Annotated in this window: 12 protein-coding genes; 4 read left to right on the plus strand and 8 right to left on the minus strand. The window is 38.3% G+C overall.

All coding sequences use genetic code 11. From position 1 onward, the window contains the following. Positions 1 to 277: 277 nt before the first annotated feature. On the minus strand, positions 278 to 2167 hold the full coding sequence (gene dnaK, locus ACFJGY_RS16670; RefSeq protein ID WP_379966315.1) for a molecular chaperone DnaK: 1890 nt from the start codon (positions 2165 to 2167) through the stop codon (positions 278 to 280). A gap of 212 nt (positions 2168 to 2379) precedes the next feature. Between dnaK and ppk1 the strand changes: the two genes are divergently transcribed. The 4 genes from ppk1 to ACFJGY_RS16690 all read left to right on the plus strand — a co-directional run bounded on the left by ppk1 (position 2380) and on the right by ACFJGY_RS16690 (position 9806). After that, positions 2380 to 4449 (plus strand): polyphosphate kinase 1, encoded by a 2070-nt coding sequence (gene ppk1, locus ACFJGY_RS16675; protein WP_379966318.1) that lies wholly within the window; start codon positions 2380 to 2382, stop codon positions 4447 to 4449. Positions 4450 to 4488: 39 nt separating this feature from the next. Further along, the gene (locus ACFJGY_RS16680) at positions 4489 to 5373 is read left to right on the plus strand and encodes an exopolyphosphatase (RefSeq protein WP_379966321.1); all 885 of its coding nucleotides are present in this window, start codon (positions 4489 to 4491) and stop codon (positions 5371 to 5373) included. A 189-nt stretch (positions 5374 to 5562) separates the two neighbouring features. Next, on the plus strand, positions 5563 to 8616 hold the full coding sequence (locus tag ACFJGY_RS16685; protein ID WP_379966324.1) for a choice-of-anchor I family protein: 3054 nt from the start codon (positions 5563 to 5565) through the stop codon (positions 8614 to 8616). A gap of 170 nt (positions 8617 to 8786) precedes the next feature. Further along, positions 8787 to 9806: an LLM class flavin-dependent oxidoreductase gene (locus ACFJGY_RS16690; RefSeq protein WP_379966327.1), complete on the plus strand. Its 1020-nt coding sequence runs from the start codon at positions 8787 to 8789 to the stop codon at positions 9804 to 9806. A gap of 330 nt (positions 9807 to 10136) precedes the next feature. Here the strand turns inward: ACFJGY_RS16690 and ACFJGY_RS16695 are convergent, their stop codons facing one another. The 7 genes from ACFJGY_RS16695 to ACFJGY_RS16725 form a co-directional block, all read right to left on the minus strand. Further along, a complete protein-coding gene (locus ACFJGY_RS16695; RefSeq protein ID WP_379966330.1) occupies positions 10137 to 10832 on the minus strand; it encodes a VIT family protein in 696 nt (231 codons plus the stop codon). A 20-nt stretch (positions 10833 to 10852) separates the two neighbouring features. Then, entirely contained in the window at positions 10853 to 12028 is a 1176-nt protein-coding gene (locus ACFJGY_RS16700; RefSeq protein ID WP_379966333.1) for a DUF3570 domain-containing protein, read from the minus strand. Positions 12029 to 12059: 31 nt separating this feature from the next. Continuing rightward, complete coding sequence (locus ACFJGY_RS16705) at positions 12060 to 12290, minus strand: DUF4266 domain-containing protein (RefSeq protein ID WP_379966336.1); 231 nt, start codon at positions 12288 to 12290, stop codon at positions 12060 to 12062. 52 nt (positions 12291 to 12342) lie between these two features. Next, positions 12343 to 13269, minus strand: a complete 927-nt coding sequence (locus tag ACFJGY_RS16710) for an FAD:protein FMN transferase (protein ID WP_379966339.1) — start codon at positions 13267 to 13269, stop codon at positions 12343 to 12345. Between the two features lie 4 nt (positions 13270 to 13273). Beyond that, complete coding sequence (locus ACFJGY_RS16715) at positions 13274 to 13714, minus strand: thioredoxin family protein (RefSeq protein ID WP_379966342.1); 441 nt, start codon at positions 13712 to 13714, stop codon at positions 13274 to 13276. Between the two features lie 86 nt (positions 13715 to 13800). Next, positions 13801 to 14181, minus strand: coding sequence for a hypothetical protein (locus tag ACFJGY_RS16720; RefSeq protein ID WP_379966345.1), 381 nt, complete (start codon positions 14179 to 14181; stop codon positions 13801 to 13803). A gap of 100 nt (positions 14182 to 14281) precedes the next feature. Continuing rightward, a complete protein-coding gene (locus tag ACFJGY_RS16725) occupies positions 14282 to 16075 on the minus strand; it encodes a ComEC/Rec2 family competence protein (protein ID WP_379966348.1) in 1794 nt (597 codons plus the stop codon). Positions 16076 to 16103: the final 28 nt, after the last annotated feature.

A 16103-nucleotide genomic window follows, 5' to 3' on the forward strand; every position in this document is an offset into this window, starting at 1 on the left:
TTATAAACTGCCAACTGTTTTTTTGTGGTATCATAAGCCATCATGCCAGGAGCAGTATTTAGAATATTAAGGTGGGGATTCGCCATAGAGGGTAACATCATGGCTTTATTAAGTTCCACTTCTTCGCAACTTAAGTTCCGGTACAAATATGGTACAAATGATTAATTAAAAACGAGAAAAAATACATAACATTGATAAATATAAAAAAAACAAAAACCGCTACAGACATTTGTCTATAGCGGTTTTATATGTTTTAGTAATTAATTCTAATCAGTAATTACTTGACTTCTTCAAAGTCTGCATCCTGAACATCTTCTGCTCCGTTTGCACTTCCTTGATTTTGTTGAGCGCCTGCATCTGCACCTTGACCTTGTGCGTACATTTCTTCTGAAGCTGCCATCCAGGCTGCGTCAAGCGCTTCGGTTTTAGCTTTCACATCATCACCGTTTTTAGCTTCGAAAGCGGTTTTCAGTTCTGCGTGAGCCGTTTCAATCGCTGCTTTTTTGTCAGCAGACAATTTATCACCAAATTCTTTCAGTTGTTTTTCTGTCTGGAAGATCAATCCGTCAGCTTTGTTGAAGATTTCAACTTCTTCTTTTCTTTTCGCATCCGCTGCAGAATTTTCCTGAGCTTCTTTTTTCATTCTTTCGATTTCTTCTTCAGAAAGTCCGGAAGATGCCTGGATTTTGATAGACTGTTCTTTTCCAGTTCCTTTATCTTTAGCAGAAACGCTTAAGATTCCGTTGGCATCGATATCGAAAGTTACTTCGATCTGAGGAACACCTCTTTGTGCTGGTGGTATATCTGTCAAGTCAAATCTACCAATCTCTTTATTATCGTTGAACATTGGTCTCTCACCCTGTCCTACTCTGATGCTTACAGCCGGCTGGTTGTCAGAAGCTGTAGAGAATACTTCAGATTTTTTAGTTGGGATGGTAGTGTTTGCTTCAATTAATTTAGTGAAAACAGAACCCATCGTTTCGATACCTAGAGAAAGTGGTGTAACATCTAACAATAGAACGTCAGTCACGTCTCCAGTCAAAACGCCACCTTGAATAGCTGCACCAATTGCTACAACCTCATCCGGGTTAACACCTTTTGATGGCTTTCTACCGAAGAATTTCTCAACTTCTTCCTGAATGATCGGGATTCTTGTAGAACCACCTACCAAGATTACTTCGTCGATATCGCTGATAGAAAGACCTGCATCAGAAAGCGCTTTTTTACAAGGCTCCATAGAACGTCTTACCAAATCAGCAGATAATTGCTCGAATTTAGCTTTAGTCAAAGTCTTTACCAAGTGTTTAGGACCTGTAGCTGTAGCGGTAATATAAGGAAGGTTGATTTCAGTCTGTGGAGAAGAAGACAACTCGATTTTTGCTTTTTCAGCGGCTTCTTTCAATCTTTGTAATGCGATGGCGTCACCTTTAAGATCCACACCCTCTTCAGCTTTGAATTCGTCTGCCATCCAGTTGATAATTACATCATCAAAGTCATCACCACCTAAGTGCGTGTCTCCGTTTGTAGATAATACTTCGAAAACGCCGTCTCCTAAATCAAGGATAGAAACGTCAAAAGTACCACCACCTAAATCGTAAACTGCAATTTTTTGGTCTTTGTGAGACTTGTCCATACCATAAGCCAAAGCAGCTGCTGTAGGCTCATTGATGATTCTTTCTACTTTAAGACCAGCGATTTCACCAGCTTCTTTTGTCGCTTGTCTTTGGGCATCATTAAAGTAAGCCGGAACAGTAATTACCGCTCTTGTTACTTCTTGTCCAAGATAATCTTCTGCCGTTTTCTTCATTTTCTGAAGGATCATTGCAGAAATCTCTTGTGGTGTATATTCTCTGTCGTCGATTTTTACTTTTACCGTATCATTTGGTCCGCTTACAACAGCGTAAGGCACTCTTGAAATTTCAGATGAATCATCCTTGAAATGTGTTCCAATGAATCTTTTGATAGAATATACTGTTTTTGTAGGGTTGGTAACCGCCTGTCTTTTAGCAGGATCACCTACTTTTCTTTCACCATCTTCTATAAACGCTACGATAGAAGGTGTCGTTCTTTTTCCTTCTGCATTAGGGATAACTACAGCATCTTTACCTTCCATTACTGCAACGCAAGAGTTGGTTGTACCTAAGTCAATTCCGATTATTTTACTCATTTTTTATATGTTATTTTTTGTTATTATTAATTATTACAATGACCAATTCTCAATATTTGTACCACGTCAAAAAAAGTGACAAATTGTCATTTATAATATTTAAAATTAAATTGACATTCTGTAAACATGACTACCTGCGATAAGATTGTAGTTTACAAACCCAAATTAATACAATGAATTTTACTAATTTTGAGACAATCAAAACTTCATTAATGCCACAAGAATTTAATCCTCGCGATGTCACCTGGCTCGGTTTCAATGCCAGAGTTTTACAGGAAGCAATGGACAAAAGCGTTCCTATACACCTGAGAATTCGTTTCTTAGGAATCTTCTCCAATAATCTTGATGAGTTTTTCCGGGTAAGAGTGGCAGGATTAAAACGCGCAATGGACTTCAAGCAAAAAGTTCTGAGTGAATCTTTTTATGACGCGCCATCCAAAATTCTTCAGAAGATAAATAAGCTTGTGATCCATCAGCAGGAAGATTTTGACAAAACATGGAAGGATGTTCAGCGCGAAATGGCAAAGGAAAAAGTCTTTATTAAAGATCATAAACATCTCACTGTTGCTCAAAAGGAATTCGTGGTGAAATATTTTGATGAAGAAGTGGAATCCAACGTAATTCCTATTCTCCTGCACGACAACAAACCGATGCCTTATCTCCGGGAAAAAAGTCTTTTCATTGGCATTGCCATGCGCAGAAAAGAATGGCAGTATGAAAGTCAATATGCGATTATAGAAGTTCCGGTGACAGCCAACGGAAGATTTGTTCTGCTGCCTACAGAAAATCCCGAACAAAAAGATGTGATGCTGCTGGAAGATGTCATTATTTACAATCTTCCTCACATTTTCTCCTATTTCGGTTATGACGAATTTACGGCACATTGTTTCAAAGTGACAAAAGATGCAGAATTTGACCTTGATAATGATATCAAAACAACATTGGCCGATAAAATCGAAAAAGGTATCAAAAGCAGACGAAAAGGGAAACCAACGCGTTTTGTCTTCGATAAAGAAATTGACAAAGCCTTACTAGAATTCCTTATTAAAAAACTAAATCTCACCAAAAAAGACAGCATCATTCCGGGACAGAAGATCCACAACTTCAGACATTTTATGGATTTTCCCGATGTGTTTAAAGCTTACGAAAAGCCTGTTGAACGGACATCTTTCATTCATCCTGAGTTTGCAAATAAACTGAGAGTAACGGATGTAATCATCAAAAAAGATGTTTTACTGACTTTCCCTTACCATTCTTATGATTCCGTAATCGATCTTTTGAGAGAAGCAGCAATGGATCCGGACGTAAAATCAATTCAGATTACAGCGTACAGACTGGCATCAAGTTCCAAAATCGTAAATGCCTTGATTAATGCTGTAAGAAATGGAAAAGAAGTTACGGTAATGCTGGAACTGCGGGCAAGATTTGATGAAGAATCCAATCTGATGTGGAAGGATAAGCTTGAAATGGAAGGCGTGAAAGTTCTTCTCGGCATCCCCAACAGAAAAGTACATGCCAAATTGTGCGTCATCAAAAAGCGAGTTCACAATAAGACAATCCAATACGGTTTTGTGAGCACCGGAAACTTTAACGAAAAAACGGCGAAGATTTACGGTGATCATTTAATAATGACTTCCAACAGAGCAATAATGGCAGATATCAACAAAATATTTGCTGCGCTTAATAAACCTAAAATTGACCCGACGATCACACTGAAAAGCTGTAAAAGTCTATTGGTTTGTCCGGAATTTATGCGAGAGAAAATCATCGCTCATATAGATAAGGAAATAGAAGAAGCCAAAGCCGGGAGAAAGGCTGAAATGATCATTAAAGTCAATTCTTTGAGTGACAGAACACTTATTAAAAAACTGTATGAAGCTGCGGAAGCCGGCGTCACCACAAAAATGATCGTTCGTGGAATCTATTGTGCTGTTAATCAGAAAGAATTCAAAAAGAAAATATATGCCATTAGTATTGTGGACGAATATCTGGAACACGCCAGGGTGATGTACTTCTACAACAAAGGCGCAGAAAATATGTACATCTCTTCCGCCGACTGGATGACCAGAAATCTGGATTACAGGATAGAAGCCGCAACGCCAATCTTACAGAAAAACCTGAAAAAAGAACTGAAACAACTTCTCGACATTCAGCTGGAGGATAATGTAAAAGCCAGACTTCTTGATAAAAATCTGAGAAATGAATATGTCGAAAGTACTACGACTGACAAAAAAAGGTCACAAATCCAGACTTATAATTATCTCAAAAACCAGAAATACTAAATATTTAGTTTAAATTTAATCTTTAATTCCGCCCAATAAATGATAATCGCCGCCATAGATATAGGAAGCAATGCCGCAAGACTGCTCATTAATGAAGTAAAAGAGACCGACGGCAAAGCAGAATTCACCAAACTGAATCTCCTGAGAATCCCACTCAGATTGGGTTTTGACGTGTTCAGCAAAGGCGAGATCGGTGCAGAAAGAAAACAAATGGTTATCAAAACAATGACAATCTTCCGGGAATTGATGGAAATCTACAAAGTGGAACATTACCGAGCCTGCGCCACCAGCGCCATGCGCGATGCCAAAAACGGACAGGAAATCATCGACATCGTAAAAGAACAAGCCGATATTAATATCGAAATAATCACTGGAGACGAAGAAGCAACCCTGATCTACGAAAACCACGTTGCGGAAGGACTTGACAAAGATTTTGCCTACTTATATGTAGATGTTGGCGGCGGATCCACAGAACTTACTTTCTACGAAAACAACGAGATGCAATACGAGCATTCTTTCAATATCGGGACGATTCGTCTGTTAAATGGATTGGTAACGCCAACAATCTGGGACGATATGAAGGATGAGATCAAAGACAAGATCAAAAGCAAAAAAACAATTGTTGCCATCGGTTCCGGCGGGAATATCAATAAGATCTTCTCTATGAGCAAAACCAAAGAAGGAAAACCTATGGCAGTTTCTGTTATCAAGAAATATCTGAAGGAAATGCAGATCCTTTCTGTGGAAGAAAGGATGCAGCTTTATCAGATCCGAGAAGACCGCGCAGATGTGATTGTTCCGGCCCTGAACATCTTCAATAATGTAATGACCTGGGCAGACATCAAACACATCTATGTTCCAAAGATCTCTGTGGCAGACGGTTTGGTTCATAGTATCTATACTAAAATAACAGATCAAAAATAAGGAATGCAAGATGCAGAAATTTTAACTCCAATTCAATTATCTTAATAATAACTATCAATTAATTTTCACTTAAAAATCGTCTGAAAACAGCCTTTATTACAAACTTTCTTAAACATTTATTAAAGTTCATTTAAAGTTCCGAGGCTGCAATATTTTTCATCTTTACGCCAATCTAAAATAAAAGTAAAAATGAAAAACAAATACCTTTTCAGAGGTCTTTTGCCTATTGCCGCATTATTTCATGGCCTTGCTTCGGGACAAACTCTGGTTCATTACTGGAACTTTAACAACAATGCTTCCGTTGCAGCCATTACCACTCCAACTGTATCGCTTTTGAATGGTTCTATCTCTGCCGTTTCAACAGGAACAGGCAGTACAGACACTTTCATTGATTTTGCAGGAGGAACAGGACAAAACTTCAATGTTGAAAATCTGAATGCAAGAAACGGAGATGCTGCCGGGACACATTTGAGATATAATTATCCGATTAATGGCAATGTGCAATTCAATTTGCCGACAACGGGTTATAATAATGTGGTTGTAAAATTCACTACAAGAAGATCCGGATCCGGGGCAGGAACACAAACCTGGTCTTATTCTTTGGACGGGACGACTTTCACACAATACCAAACGGTAATTTCGCAAGACGCCAATCCACAATTGATCACATTTGATTTTTCAACAATTACCGGCGCTTCCAATAATCCGAATTTTAAGCTTAAAGTTGAGTTCTCAACGGGAGCTGGCGGAAATGTTGGGAATAACCGCTTTGACAATTTCACAGTTGATGCCAATCCAATTTCTGGTGCGGACACAACTGCACCAACGGTCACTTATTCTCCAACAAATAATGTAAATAATGCTTCTACCACAGCAAATCCAACAATTACTTTTAATGAAAATGTAAGATTGACCGATAATTCTGCAATAACGGATGCAAATGCTCAAAACTTAGTTGAATTAAGATTAAATAACGCTGCAGGAAATGCTGTTCCTTTCACAACAACTTTCAGTAATAATAAGATCACTATAATTCCTACTTCTGGTTTACTTCCGAATCAGGCTTATTATCTAGCTTTAAAGCCAAATTTGGTCGAGGACGAAAGCAATAATGCAGTCACTTCCACAACCTCATCCATTTTCACAACTGCCGGAACAACAATCTCTTTAGATAAAACTTTTATTAAAGTTAATGAGAATGCAGGAATATTAGCATTCAAAATCAATGTTAATAATCCGTCGAATGCGACAGTGAATCTGGTCGTAAAACCTGCGCCATTCAGCACCGCAAACAGCAGCGATTTTACTTTGGCAAATCAGACAATCAATATTATGCCTTCAACTACAAGTTACACGGTTAATATTCCTATTATTGATGATACTTTGGCAGAACAGCAGGCAGAATATTTTGTATTAAGTCTTGAAAATCCTGTTGGCGCAACTATCTCCGGCGATGCTTTATCCACAGTTTATATCGTTGATAATGATAAGCAAGTTCCGGTTGCATCAAAACAAATTGAGTTAAATTATCTTGGATCCTTTGATCCTTCCGGAAACAACAACAGCTCTACGGAAATCGTTGTTCACGATCCTGCAACTCAGAGATTGTTTACAATCAGTTCGTTGACAGATGTTTTCGACATTATTGATTTCAGTAATCCAACATCACCTAGCGTCATCAAAACTGTGAATATGCTGCCTTATGGAGGAATCACAAGTGTTGCCGTGAAAAACGGAATCATTGCCGTTGCTTCTCCAAACGGAACCGATGCACAACAAAACGGATCAGTTGTTTTCTTCGATATCGATGGTAATTTCCTTAAACAAGTTAATGTCGGCGTCTTGCCAGATATGATCACTTTCACGCCAGACGGAACGAAAGTAATGACCGCCAACGAAGGCGAACCCAATGATGCTTACACCGTAGATCCTGAAGGTTCTATCAGTATAATTGATATCACCGGAGGGATTACTAATCTTTTACAATCTAATGTAACAACACTTTCTCTGACAGTTTTCAATGGACAAGAATCTGCATTAGCAGCATCTGGTGTGAGAAAAGTGAAATCCACGAGCACTTTAGCTCAGGATCTTGAACCAGAATATATTGCCATCAGTGCAGACAACCAAAAAGCGTGGGTTTCTTGCCAGGAAAACAACGCGGTGATTGAGGTTAATCTTGCAACAAAAACTTTAGGAAACATCTGGGGATTAGGCAAAAAAGATATGAGCCTTCCTGGAAATGGTTTCGATGCTTCTGATAATAATGGAGAAATCCTTATCGCAAACTGGCCGGTAAAAGCTTATTATAATCCGGATGCAATGGCTTATCTAAAAGTCGGAACTACAAATTATATCGTTACAGCCAACGAAGGCGACGAGAAAGACCTGGGCGGTTTCAGTGAAAGAACGACAGTTGGAGCAAACGGTTTTGCATTAGACTCAACTATTTTTCCGAATGCTTCTGTACTAAAAGCGTCGCATAACCTAGGAAGATTCCGGGTGACGAGTGTAAACGGGAACACAGACGGAGATGCAGAATACGAAGAGATCCATGCATTGGGTGCAAGATCATTCTCAATTTTCAATGCAGATACAAAAGCGATCGTTTACGACAGCGGTGATCAGTTCGAAAGACACATTGCAGCTAACCATCCATTAATTTTCAATGCTGACAACGAAGCAAACGGTGCAAAAGTAAGAAGCCGTGCAAAAGGTCCTGAGCCGGAAGGCGTAACGCTGGGAACAATCGGCGGGCAGACTTTCGCTTTTATTACTCTGGAAAGAACAGGTGGCGTGATGGTTTACAACGTGACCGATCCGAATAATGCAACGTTTACAGACTACAAACATTCCCGAATGACAACAGCTTATGGCGGCGATAACGGTCCGGAAGGCATCACATACATTACGCCTCAAAACTCAGCAACAGGAAAAGGTTACGTAATCGTTGCCAACGAGATCAGCGGAACTTTATCCATATTTGAAGTTGGTGTTTCTCCGGAATTATCAACTGGTGATGTAAAATCTGAGAAAGCAACCTTCAACATCTTCCCGAATCCTGTGAGAAAAGGTAACACGTTGTACTTCAACAAAACTAAGGATTATGAATTGTACGATATGTCTGGTAAATTACTCGGCAAAGAAAGCAATGCTTTGACAATAGATACGTCAAAACTTTCTACAGGCGTTTATCTGGTAAAAACCTCAGATGGCGATGTGAAGAGAGTGGTTGTAAAATAAATCTTTTTCTTCTTATATTTTTTTAGTGAAGCCTCGGATATCCGGGGCTTTTTATTTTATTGAAACTAAAGAAACCTTGAAGATTTAAATCACCAGTTCATAATTACCTTACATCAATGCCAATAAAATTCCGAAGCCGTACATTTGATCTATCAAAAAATGAGACTATTATGGAATTAGGAATAGGAATGTTCGGCGATGTTGCTTTGGACACAAAAACCGGAAAATATAGAAATGCAAGCGTAAAATTAAACGAGATCCTGGAGCAGGTAAAACTGATGGATCAGGTTGGGCTTGATGTCTTTGCAATGGGTGAGCATCACCGCGAAGATTATGCGGTGTCGTCACCAGAAATCCTTTTGGCAGCTGCAGCAAGCATTACCCAAAATATCAAACTGGCAAGTGGTGTTACCGTTTTAAGCTCATCGGAACCTGTGAAAGTTTATGAAGACTTTTCTATGATCGATCTGATATCAAGAGGCAGAGCAGAAATCTTCGTTGGAAGAGGAAGTTTCATAGAATCGTTTCCTTTGTACGGTTATGATCTTTCGGATTACAATCAGCTTTTCGAAGAGAAACTGGACTTATTACTGAAAATCAATAACGAAGAAAATGTAAGCTGGAACGGAAAATTGCGTGCGCCTATGCAAAATCAAACCGTTTATCCAAGAGCTTATAATGATGGTAAATTACCAATCTGGATTGCAAGCGGCGGAACACCGGAATCTGTTTTAAGAGCTGCACAATTAGGCTTGCCGTTGATTGTTGCGATCATCGGTGGAATGCCAAGACAATTCAAAAACCTCATCGATTTTTACAAACAGGAATATCTGAGAGCCGGCTACGACGAGAGCAAAATGCAGATCGCAATCCACTCCCACACCTTTGTGAGTGATGACCAGAAAGATATCGACCAATACTTCTTCAATTACAAATCTCAGATGGACAGGATTGGCAGGCAGCGTGGATGGGCACCCTATACAAAAGACCAATACGAAGGCGGACGAAGCAAAGACGGCGCATTATTCATCGGAAATGCAGATGAGGTGGCAGACAAAATCAATGAAATGAAGGAATTATTCGGCTTGACAAGATTTATCGGACATATGGATGTTGGCGATCCTGCGCACGATGTGATGATGAAATCTATCGAATTATTTGGAGAGAAAGTGGCTCCGAAAGTGAAATAATAGATGCTAGATTTTAGACATTAGATGTTAGATTGTTTTTTACTTCTTATATTGATCTCTAAGCTTAAAAAACGATAATTAAAATGCAAAATCCTGAACCATAAATTCGGGATTTTTTGTTGTTTTTAATTCAAATTTTTGACCTTTGGCAAGTCCGATGAACAGGACGTCTGCAGAGGTAGTTAAAAAGCACCGTACGTTTTGATGAAAACCTCCGTACCTTTTAAGCAAAACCTCCGTACCTTTTTGTGAAAAGATGCGGAGGTTTTTTCCGAATGTCTTTAATTAATTAGAAATATCAAACCTTATTCCCAAAAATCAAACTATTCATTAATAATTGACTGACCCGAAAAAACGTCCCACCAACGCTGTAACAGCCATCGCAACCGTACCCCAGAAACATATTCTCAGGATTGCAATCCCAATTTTTGAACCCCCAGTTTTTGCAGAAATTGCGCCTAAAATCATCAGAAAAATGATAGAAAATCCATATTGGAAATATACCATTTCCTTCAGCGGAGCCAATAAAGAAACAGCAAAAGGAAGCAGTGCTCCCAGGGCAAAAGAACCGAAAGATGCGGCCGCCGCCTGCAAAGGTTTTGCCTGAGTAATTTCATTAATTCCCAATTCATCGTGTGCATGAGCTGCCAGAGCGTCGTGCGCTGTAAGCTCCGTTGCAACTTGTAAAGCGGTCTCCGCACTTACACCTCTTCGTTCATAGATTTTGGCTAATTCTTTCAGTTCTATTTCCGGCATTTCTTCTAGCTCTCTCTTTTCGCGCAGCAGATCTGCTTTCTCGGTATCTGCCTGAGAACTGACAGATACATATTCGCCGGCAGCCATAGACATTGCCCCAGCAATCATCCCGGCTAATGCTGCAAGTACAATTGTGTTCCTGTCCGGTTGGGCTGCTGCAACGCCTATTACAATACTTGTTGTGGACAGCAATCCGTCATTAGATCCTAAAACAGAGGCCCGAAGCCAGCCAACTCTATTGACATAATGTTTTTCTAATAGATGATGCATAGTTTCAACATTTTTAGAAGTTACTTGAACCTGAGATTTAATGAAATAATATCTGATTTCATACCGATAGATTTGGTGTAATGCCCGTATCTTACCTCCAGCATATTGAGTCTTTCGACTCCGAACAATCCGTTCTTAGGATTAATACGAATTCCTGCCCCGTAAAAGTTGCTGTTGAATTTTGACAAATCATAATTGCTGGTATAAAAATCGTCAAACGCCGTGTGCTGCTGATAAGAGGAAAAATATTTGGCACCCGTCTGAGAATAATATCTGTAAAACGGACTCACCGAAACAAAAGGCGAAATCTTCACAGGTGTTTCCAGACTGATTGTGTTTGATCTCAATCCCCAGTCATCCGTATAATAACGGTAGTAAGCTCTCAGAATCACCTTATCTCCGAAGAAATAATTAGCTCTAAGTCCCAAAGGAAGTTTGAATCTCTTATCCGGCAAAGCTTCCTGATGAACTGATCCGTCCGTAAAGTAAACCCTGTGGAAAGGCAGGCTAAGATAGCCTGTCTGCTGAACAGCATCTGTCATCAGTTCCATTTGAAAGTTCTGATTAATGATCTGGGAATATGACAAAGAAAGTGCATAGGTATTTCTACCGCTGGTTCCACTGTTTTCGCCACCTGCAGTTCTTAGTTCTATAGGAGCAATCAGTTTTACCTGATCCATAAAAGCCTGAAATTTGGCAGTGAATTCCCCCATTTTGTTAGGCGTTTTCTGGGAGAATCCTATATTCGCTCCAATCGATTGGTAATCAAACTCCCCGGAATATGAAACGCCAGCCATAATTGTGCTGCCTTTGGTTTCATTCTCACGGCTCCATCCCAATGAAGGATAAATTCTTGTGTCTGCATGAGAAGCGGAAGAATTAGCCTTGAGGTCAATCATATCCGATGATGCAGACGTATAATGATCTATTCCTACATCCAGTGTGAACTTATTCTTTCTAAGTTTTTTGTCATATTTTACCAGAACTACGTCTATAGAATTTGAAATGTCCGTCAGTTTTTCCGTCCCGACACCACCTGTAACTGCAGAATTGTTCCCGTCTTGTTTGTAATAGCTTGACACGAGATTGATCTCGTCCAGGCTAAGTTTCTTGGAAGGTTCTGTGTTGGTATTTTCCTGTGCCTTAGCATTGAAGAATCCAAAAAGGGCGATGATGCTCATAATTACTTTTTTCATTTTGATTCATTTTAGGTTTAGTAATTATGATTTAGTTGCATCCGCATCCGCCGCCAACTTTTCCGGCATTGGCTCCGGAAGAGCCTTCACGATAAGACTGGAAACTGAGTTCTGTTTTTTCTATCGTTCTGTTTCCCAGAACCATTTCGGCATCGTTGAGTTTATTTTTTTCGTATTCTTTTACCGTTGTACAGGAATGCACTAATGAAAGGGCGAAAAAGACAAACACGCCCATCATTATTTTAATTATAATATTTTTCATTTTGTATTTAATGTTTATTAATTGATTTTAGATGTCGGAGAGAGCCTATCTCTCATTTGAAGTTGATGTTTTTAGATGAATGGATCTTGTTATGATCGTCTATGATGATGCATTCTAAATGGTTGATCTGGTTCACAAGACCAATTGCAGCCTCTATTCCCATAATCGTGACTGGTGTTGCCATTGCATCGGCAATCTCGGCGTTCGGACAGATTATTGTCACGCTTTTGATCCCCGAAACCGGCATTCCCGTTTTAGGATTGATGGTGTGGGAATACTTCTTACCGTCTATCATCACAAACTTTTCATAATTACCAGAAGTGGCTACGGAAGTATTGGTGATATTCATATAAGAAAAAGGAAGCGCAGCATTATCGGGATCGGCAATACCAATCGTCCAGGGTTTTCCGTCAGCCTGTGAACCCCAGGTTGACAAGTCGCCGGAAGCATTTACCACGCCGGAAACTACACCTCTGGACTGAAGAATCCTTTTCGCCATTTCGGCAGCATAACCTTTTCCAATACCTCCAAAACCGATTCGCATTCCTTTTTCTTTTAAAAAAATCGTTTGGCTTTCCGCATCTAAAAGGATGTTTTTGTAATTAACCAGTTTCAAATGCTCTTTTACCAATTCGGGATCGGGAAGCTGTTTCATTTTGCGGTCAAAATTCCAAAAGGTTTTATCGATTCCTCCATAAGAAATGTCAAAATACCCGTCTGTAATATCGCTGATCCTCAGACTTCTTTCTATTAACTGAAAAACTTCTGCATCTACTTTTACAGGTTTGATGCCGGCATTTTTATTAATCAAATTGGTCTGGCTGTGATCGCTGTAAGTCGTGAGCAATTTCTCTATCCGCCGGATTTCGGAAACGGCAGCTTCGATATGGTCAAAAGCAATAGTTTCATTATCATCAACAACGGTGATCTCGAAGATATTTCCCATCAGTTTTTGGGATTTGCGAAATTCTTTCAGCATCAGTTTATTTTTTCTGATAAAAACTTCTGATCTCATCGCTGAAAGCAGTGGCGTTTTCTGAAGGCAATCCTTCCCAGGTTTTTAGAACTTTACCTTCTGGATTTAACAGAATTGTATATGGGAAAATACCTTTTGGATTATATTTATCTGCCAGAAGTTCATTTTCTTTTTTGATATCTGCAGAAGGTTGATTTTTCTTGCTTCTAGGGAAATCTGCATTGACATATTCCAAAATATGCTCGGCGGACAATTTTTTAAAAGTTTCGGTTTCAATAATATTTTTGTGCAGCTTGATACACGGAATACACCAGTCTGACCCGGAAAAATTAAGAAGAATCAATTCATTTTGTTCGGAAGCGGTTTCCTTTGCTTTTTCAAAACGTGTCTGTGCATTTGCTAGTACAGAGAATAGAGCTAAAAAGATAGCTGTAAATATTGTTTTCATTATGTTATTGTAAAATTAAATTTCGGAATCAATCAAGCCTGAATATTCTTAAAACATTCAGACATTATATAATTGTAAAAATAAATTTATGAGAATCTTGGCGGCTGCCAGATAGAATGTAAATGGCCTTTGATGTAAAAATCTTCATCAAAAACAGGAATATGATTAACATTGACAAACTTAAAAGGTAAATTGCCAAACTCAAAAACGAAATTCGTATTTATGGTGAAAACAAGAGACAGCGTAGAATGAATCACAAATGGCAGCTGCCTGTCTGTCGTGTAATCTGCATCTTTTGCAGGATGATCATAATGGGTTTTGAAAAATGCCAATAAAGACATTTCCGGATTCAGTTTGTGATGTTCATTGTAATGCTCTATCAGGATTGGCAACTTCAAAAACTGATTGAGTTCAGTTGTTGAAACCAAATACAAGGAAAGCAGCAATATGGAAATCCATTTTTTCACAGATCAAAATTAGATTTTTTTATTCTTAGAATGATTATAAAATAGCATGACTCAGAGCTAACGTTTTAATAAACAATTTGTTATATGAGATCACATAAAACTATTTTAATTCATATATGTTTCCTTCATACACAAAAGCTTCAGCATCTTCAGAATAATAATTGATTTGATAATCTGAAACCCTTCTCGAAACCAGATAAGGATTGATGACAAAATCTTTGATCTTCTCTTCATTCTTATTATCCTTCAGCCAGAAAACAAGCTGGTCTTTGTCTTTTACACTGATGATTTTGTCTTTGTAAAAACTGTGAACCAGAACTTCTTTTTTCTCATAATTATAGGCATTAAAACCAATTCTCAATCCGAAGAACATAAGAATACAAAAGCTTAAACTCAGTAAATGTTTTAAATTGAAGACATCTCTGATCAGAAATTTCAAAAAGTAAATGACCAGAAACAATGCACTTAATTCCAATAAATTCAGTGAAATGTTTTTACTCATCAAAGTTTCGAAGCCGGAAAACCAATGAATCAGTTTCAAAACGGAAAGGATAAAACTGTCGAAAATCTGATAAATGAGAAGATATTTCATCCCAAAAGCAATGGCAATTACCATCACCAAAGACGAAACGATAATAACTTCAGAAAGTGGAATAATGAGAAGATTAGCAAAGATTGAGACCAAAGAAAACTGATGAAAGTAAAAAATCGCCAGTGGTAAAGTCGCAATCTGCGCAGCAAAAGTCATCGCTGTTATTTCATAAATAAACTTCTCGGTTTTAAATCTTGGCTTTCTGAACAATTTCTTAATTGGATTCGCTAACCACCAGATTCCTAAAACTGCAACATAACTCAGTTGAAAACCAACCTCGAACAGTTGTTGAGAATCCACGATCAAAAGAATAAAAGCAGACAATGCCAAAGAGTGCAGAAGATCCGGTTTCCGCTGCAGTAACATCATGATATAATAACACGAGATCATCAGACAACTCCGCATCACGGAGCTTCCATAATCGATAAACACAGCGAAAGCCCAAATCAAGAGAAGACTCAAAACGATTGAAAGCTTTCGCAATTTTACAGGAATGATTTGATTGAAAATAAACAAAGTGATCCAGAAGATAATCACCATATGCGACCCGGAAATTGCTAGCAAATGCACCAAACCAGTCTGATTAAAATCTTTTACGGTTTCGGGATCCATCTCTGTTCTGTCGGACAAAATGATGCCTTTCAGGAATTCCTGGATCTTTGGAGACAGCGGCGATTGATTGATTTTATTAAGAATTTCAAGAAGTTTTTCCCGAATTTGATCTGAAAATGCAACTTCGCTTTTCTGTGTTTTCAGAATGTCATTTGACAAATAAGCCTGCAGATAAATATTTTGCCTTGATAAATATTTTTTATAATCGAACTGAAAGTCATTAGTAATATTTTCCGGCTGATGAATGTAAACTTCCGCATCATAAAAATGTTCAAAGTCCAACAATTCCTGATTTTTCGGGATGCTGAGAACAGTTTTGACAGGAGAAAAATCTTTAGTTTTCTGAGAAGGAATCGCTAGAATTTCTACAATATACCTCCTGTTCTTCTCATTGGAATTCAGTTTTTTGCTGAGTTGAAAAACAATGTTTTCTTTTGAATCAAGGGATGGAATTTTAGGTTGTTCCGAATTAAAGAAATGGACAAATATCCCAATTGAAAAAAAGAAAAGTTCTAAGATATAATATTTAATTTTTTGGGAAAAGCTTGCTTTAATCAAGATTGAGAGTAAAACAATTCCAGAGAAAATCAACAAAACAAAAACAGTTAATTTACTGAAAATCAAATATTCTTGAGAGATAATTCCAAATACAAAGCATATCAACAATATTAATAAAGGCTGTTTTTTCATTGAAGTTCATTTGTGTTTTGTGCGTTTT

Source organism: Epilithonimonas sp. UC225_85 (assembly GCF_042695135.1).
Taxonomy (GTDB): Bacteria; Bacteroidota; Bacteroidia; order Flavobacteriales; family Weeksellaceae; genus Epilithonimonas.

Coding starts and splice junctions, on each gene's coding strand:
- dnaK (WP_379966315.1), bottom strand. CDS start 2,167: ATGAGTAAAATAATCGGAATTGACTTAGGTACAACCAACTCTTGCGTT.
- ppk1 (WP_379966318.1), top strand. CDS start 2,380: ATGCCACAAGAATTTAATCCTCGCGATGTCACCTGGCTCGGTTTCAAT.
- ACFJGY_RS16680 (WP_379966321.1), top strand. CDS start 4,489: ATGATAATCGCCGCCATAGATATAGGAAGCAATGCCGCAAGACTGCTC.
- ACFJGY_RS16685 (WP_379966324.1), top strand. CDS start 5,563: ATGAAAAACAAATACCTTTTCAGAGGTCTTTTGCCTATTGCCGCATTA.
- ACFJGY_RS16690 (WP_379966327.1), top strand. CDS start 8,787: ATGGAATTAGGAATAGGAATGTTCGGCGATGTTGCTTTGGACACAAAA.
- ACFJGY_RS16695 (WP_379966330.1), bottom strand. CDS start 10,832: ATGCATCATCTATTAGAAAAACATTATGTCAATAGAGTTGGCTGGCTT.
- ACFJGY_RS16700 (WP_379966333.1), bottom strand. CDS start 12,028: ATGAAAAAAGTAATTATGAGCATCATCGCCCTTTTTGGATTCTTCAAT.
- ACFJGY_RS16705 (WP_379966336.1), bottom strand. CDS start 12,290: ATGAAAAATATTATAATTAAAATAATGATGGGCGTGTTTGTCTTTTTC.
- ACFJGY_RS16710 (WP_379966339.1), bottom strand. CDS start 13,269: ATGCTGAAAGAATTTCGCAAATCCCAAAAACTGATGGGAAATATCTTC.
- ACFJGY_RS16715 (WP_379966342.1), bottom strand. CDS start 13,714: ATGAAAACAATATTTACAGCTATCTTTTTAGCTCTATTCTCTGTACTA.
- ACFJGY_RS16725 (WP_379966348.1), bottom strand. CDS start 16,075: ATGAAAAAACAGCCTTTATTAATATTGTTGATATGCTTTGTATTTGGA.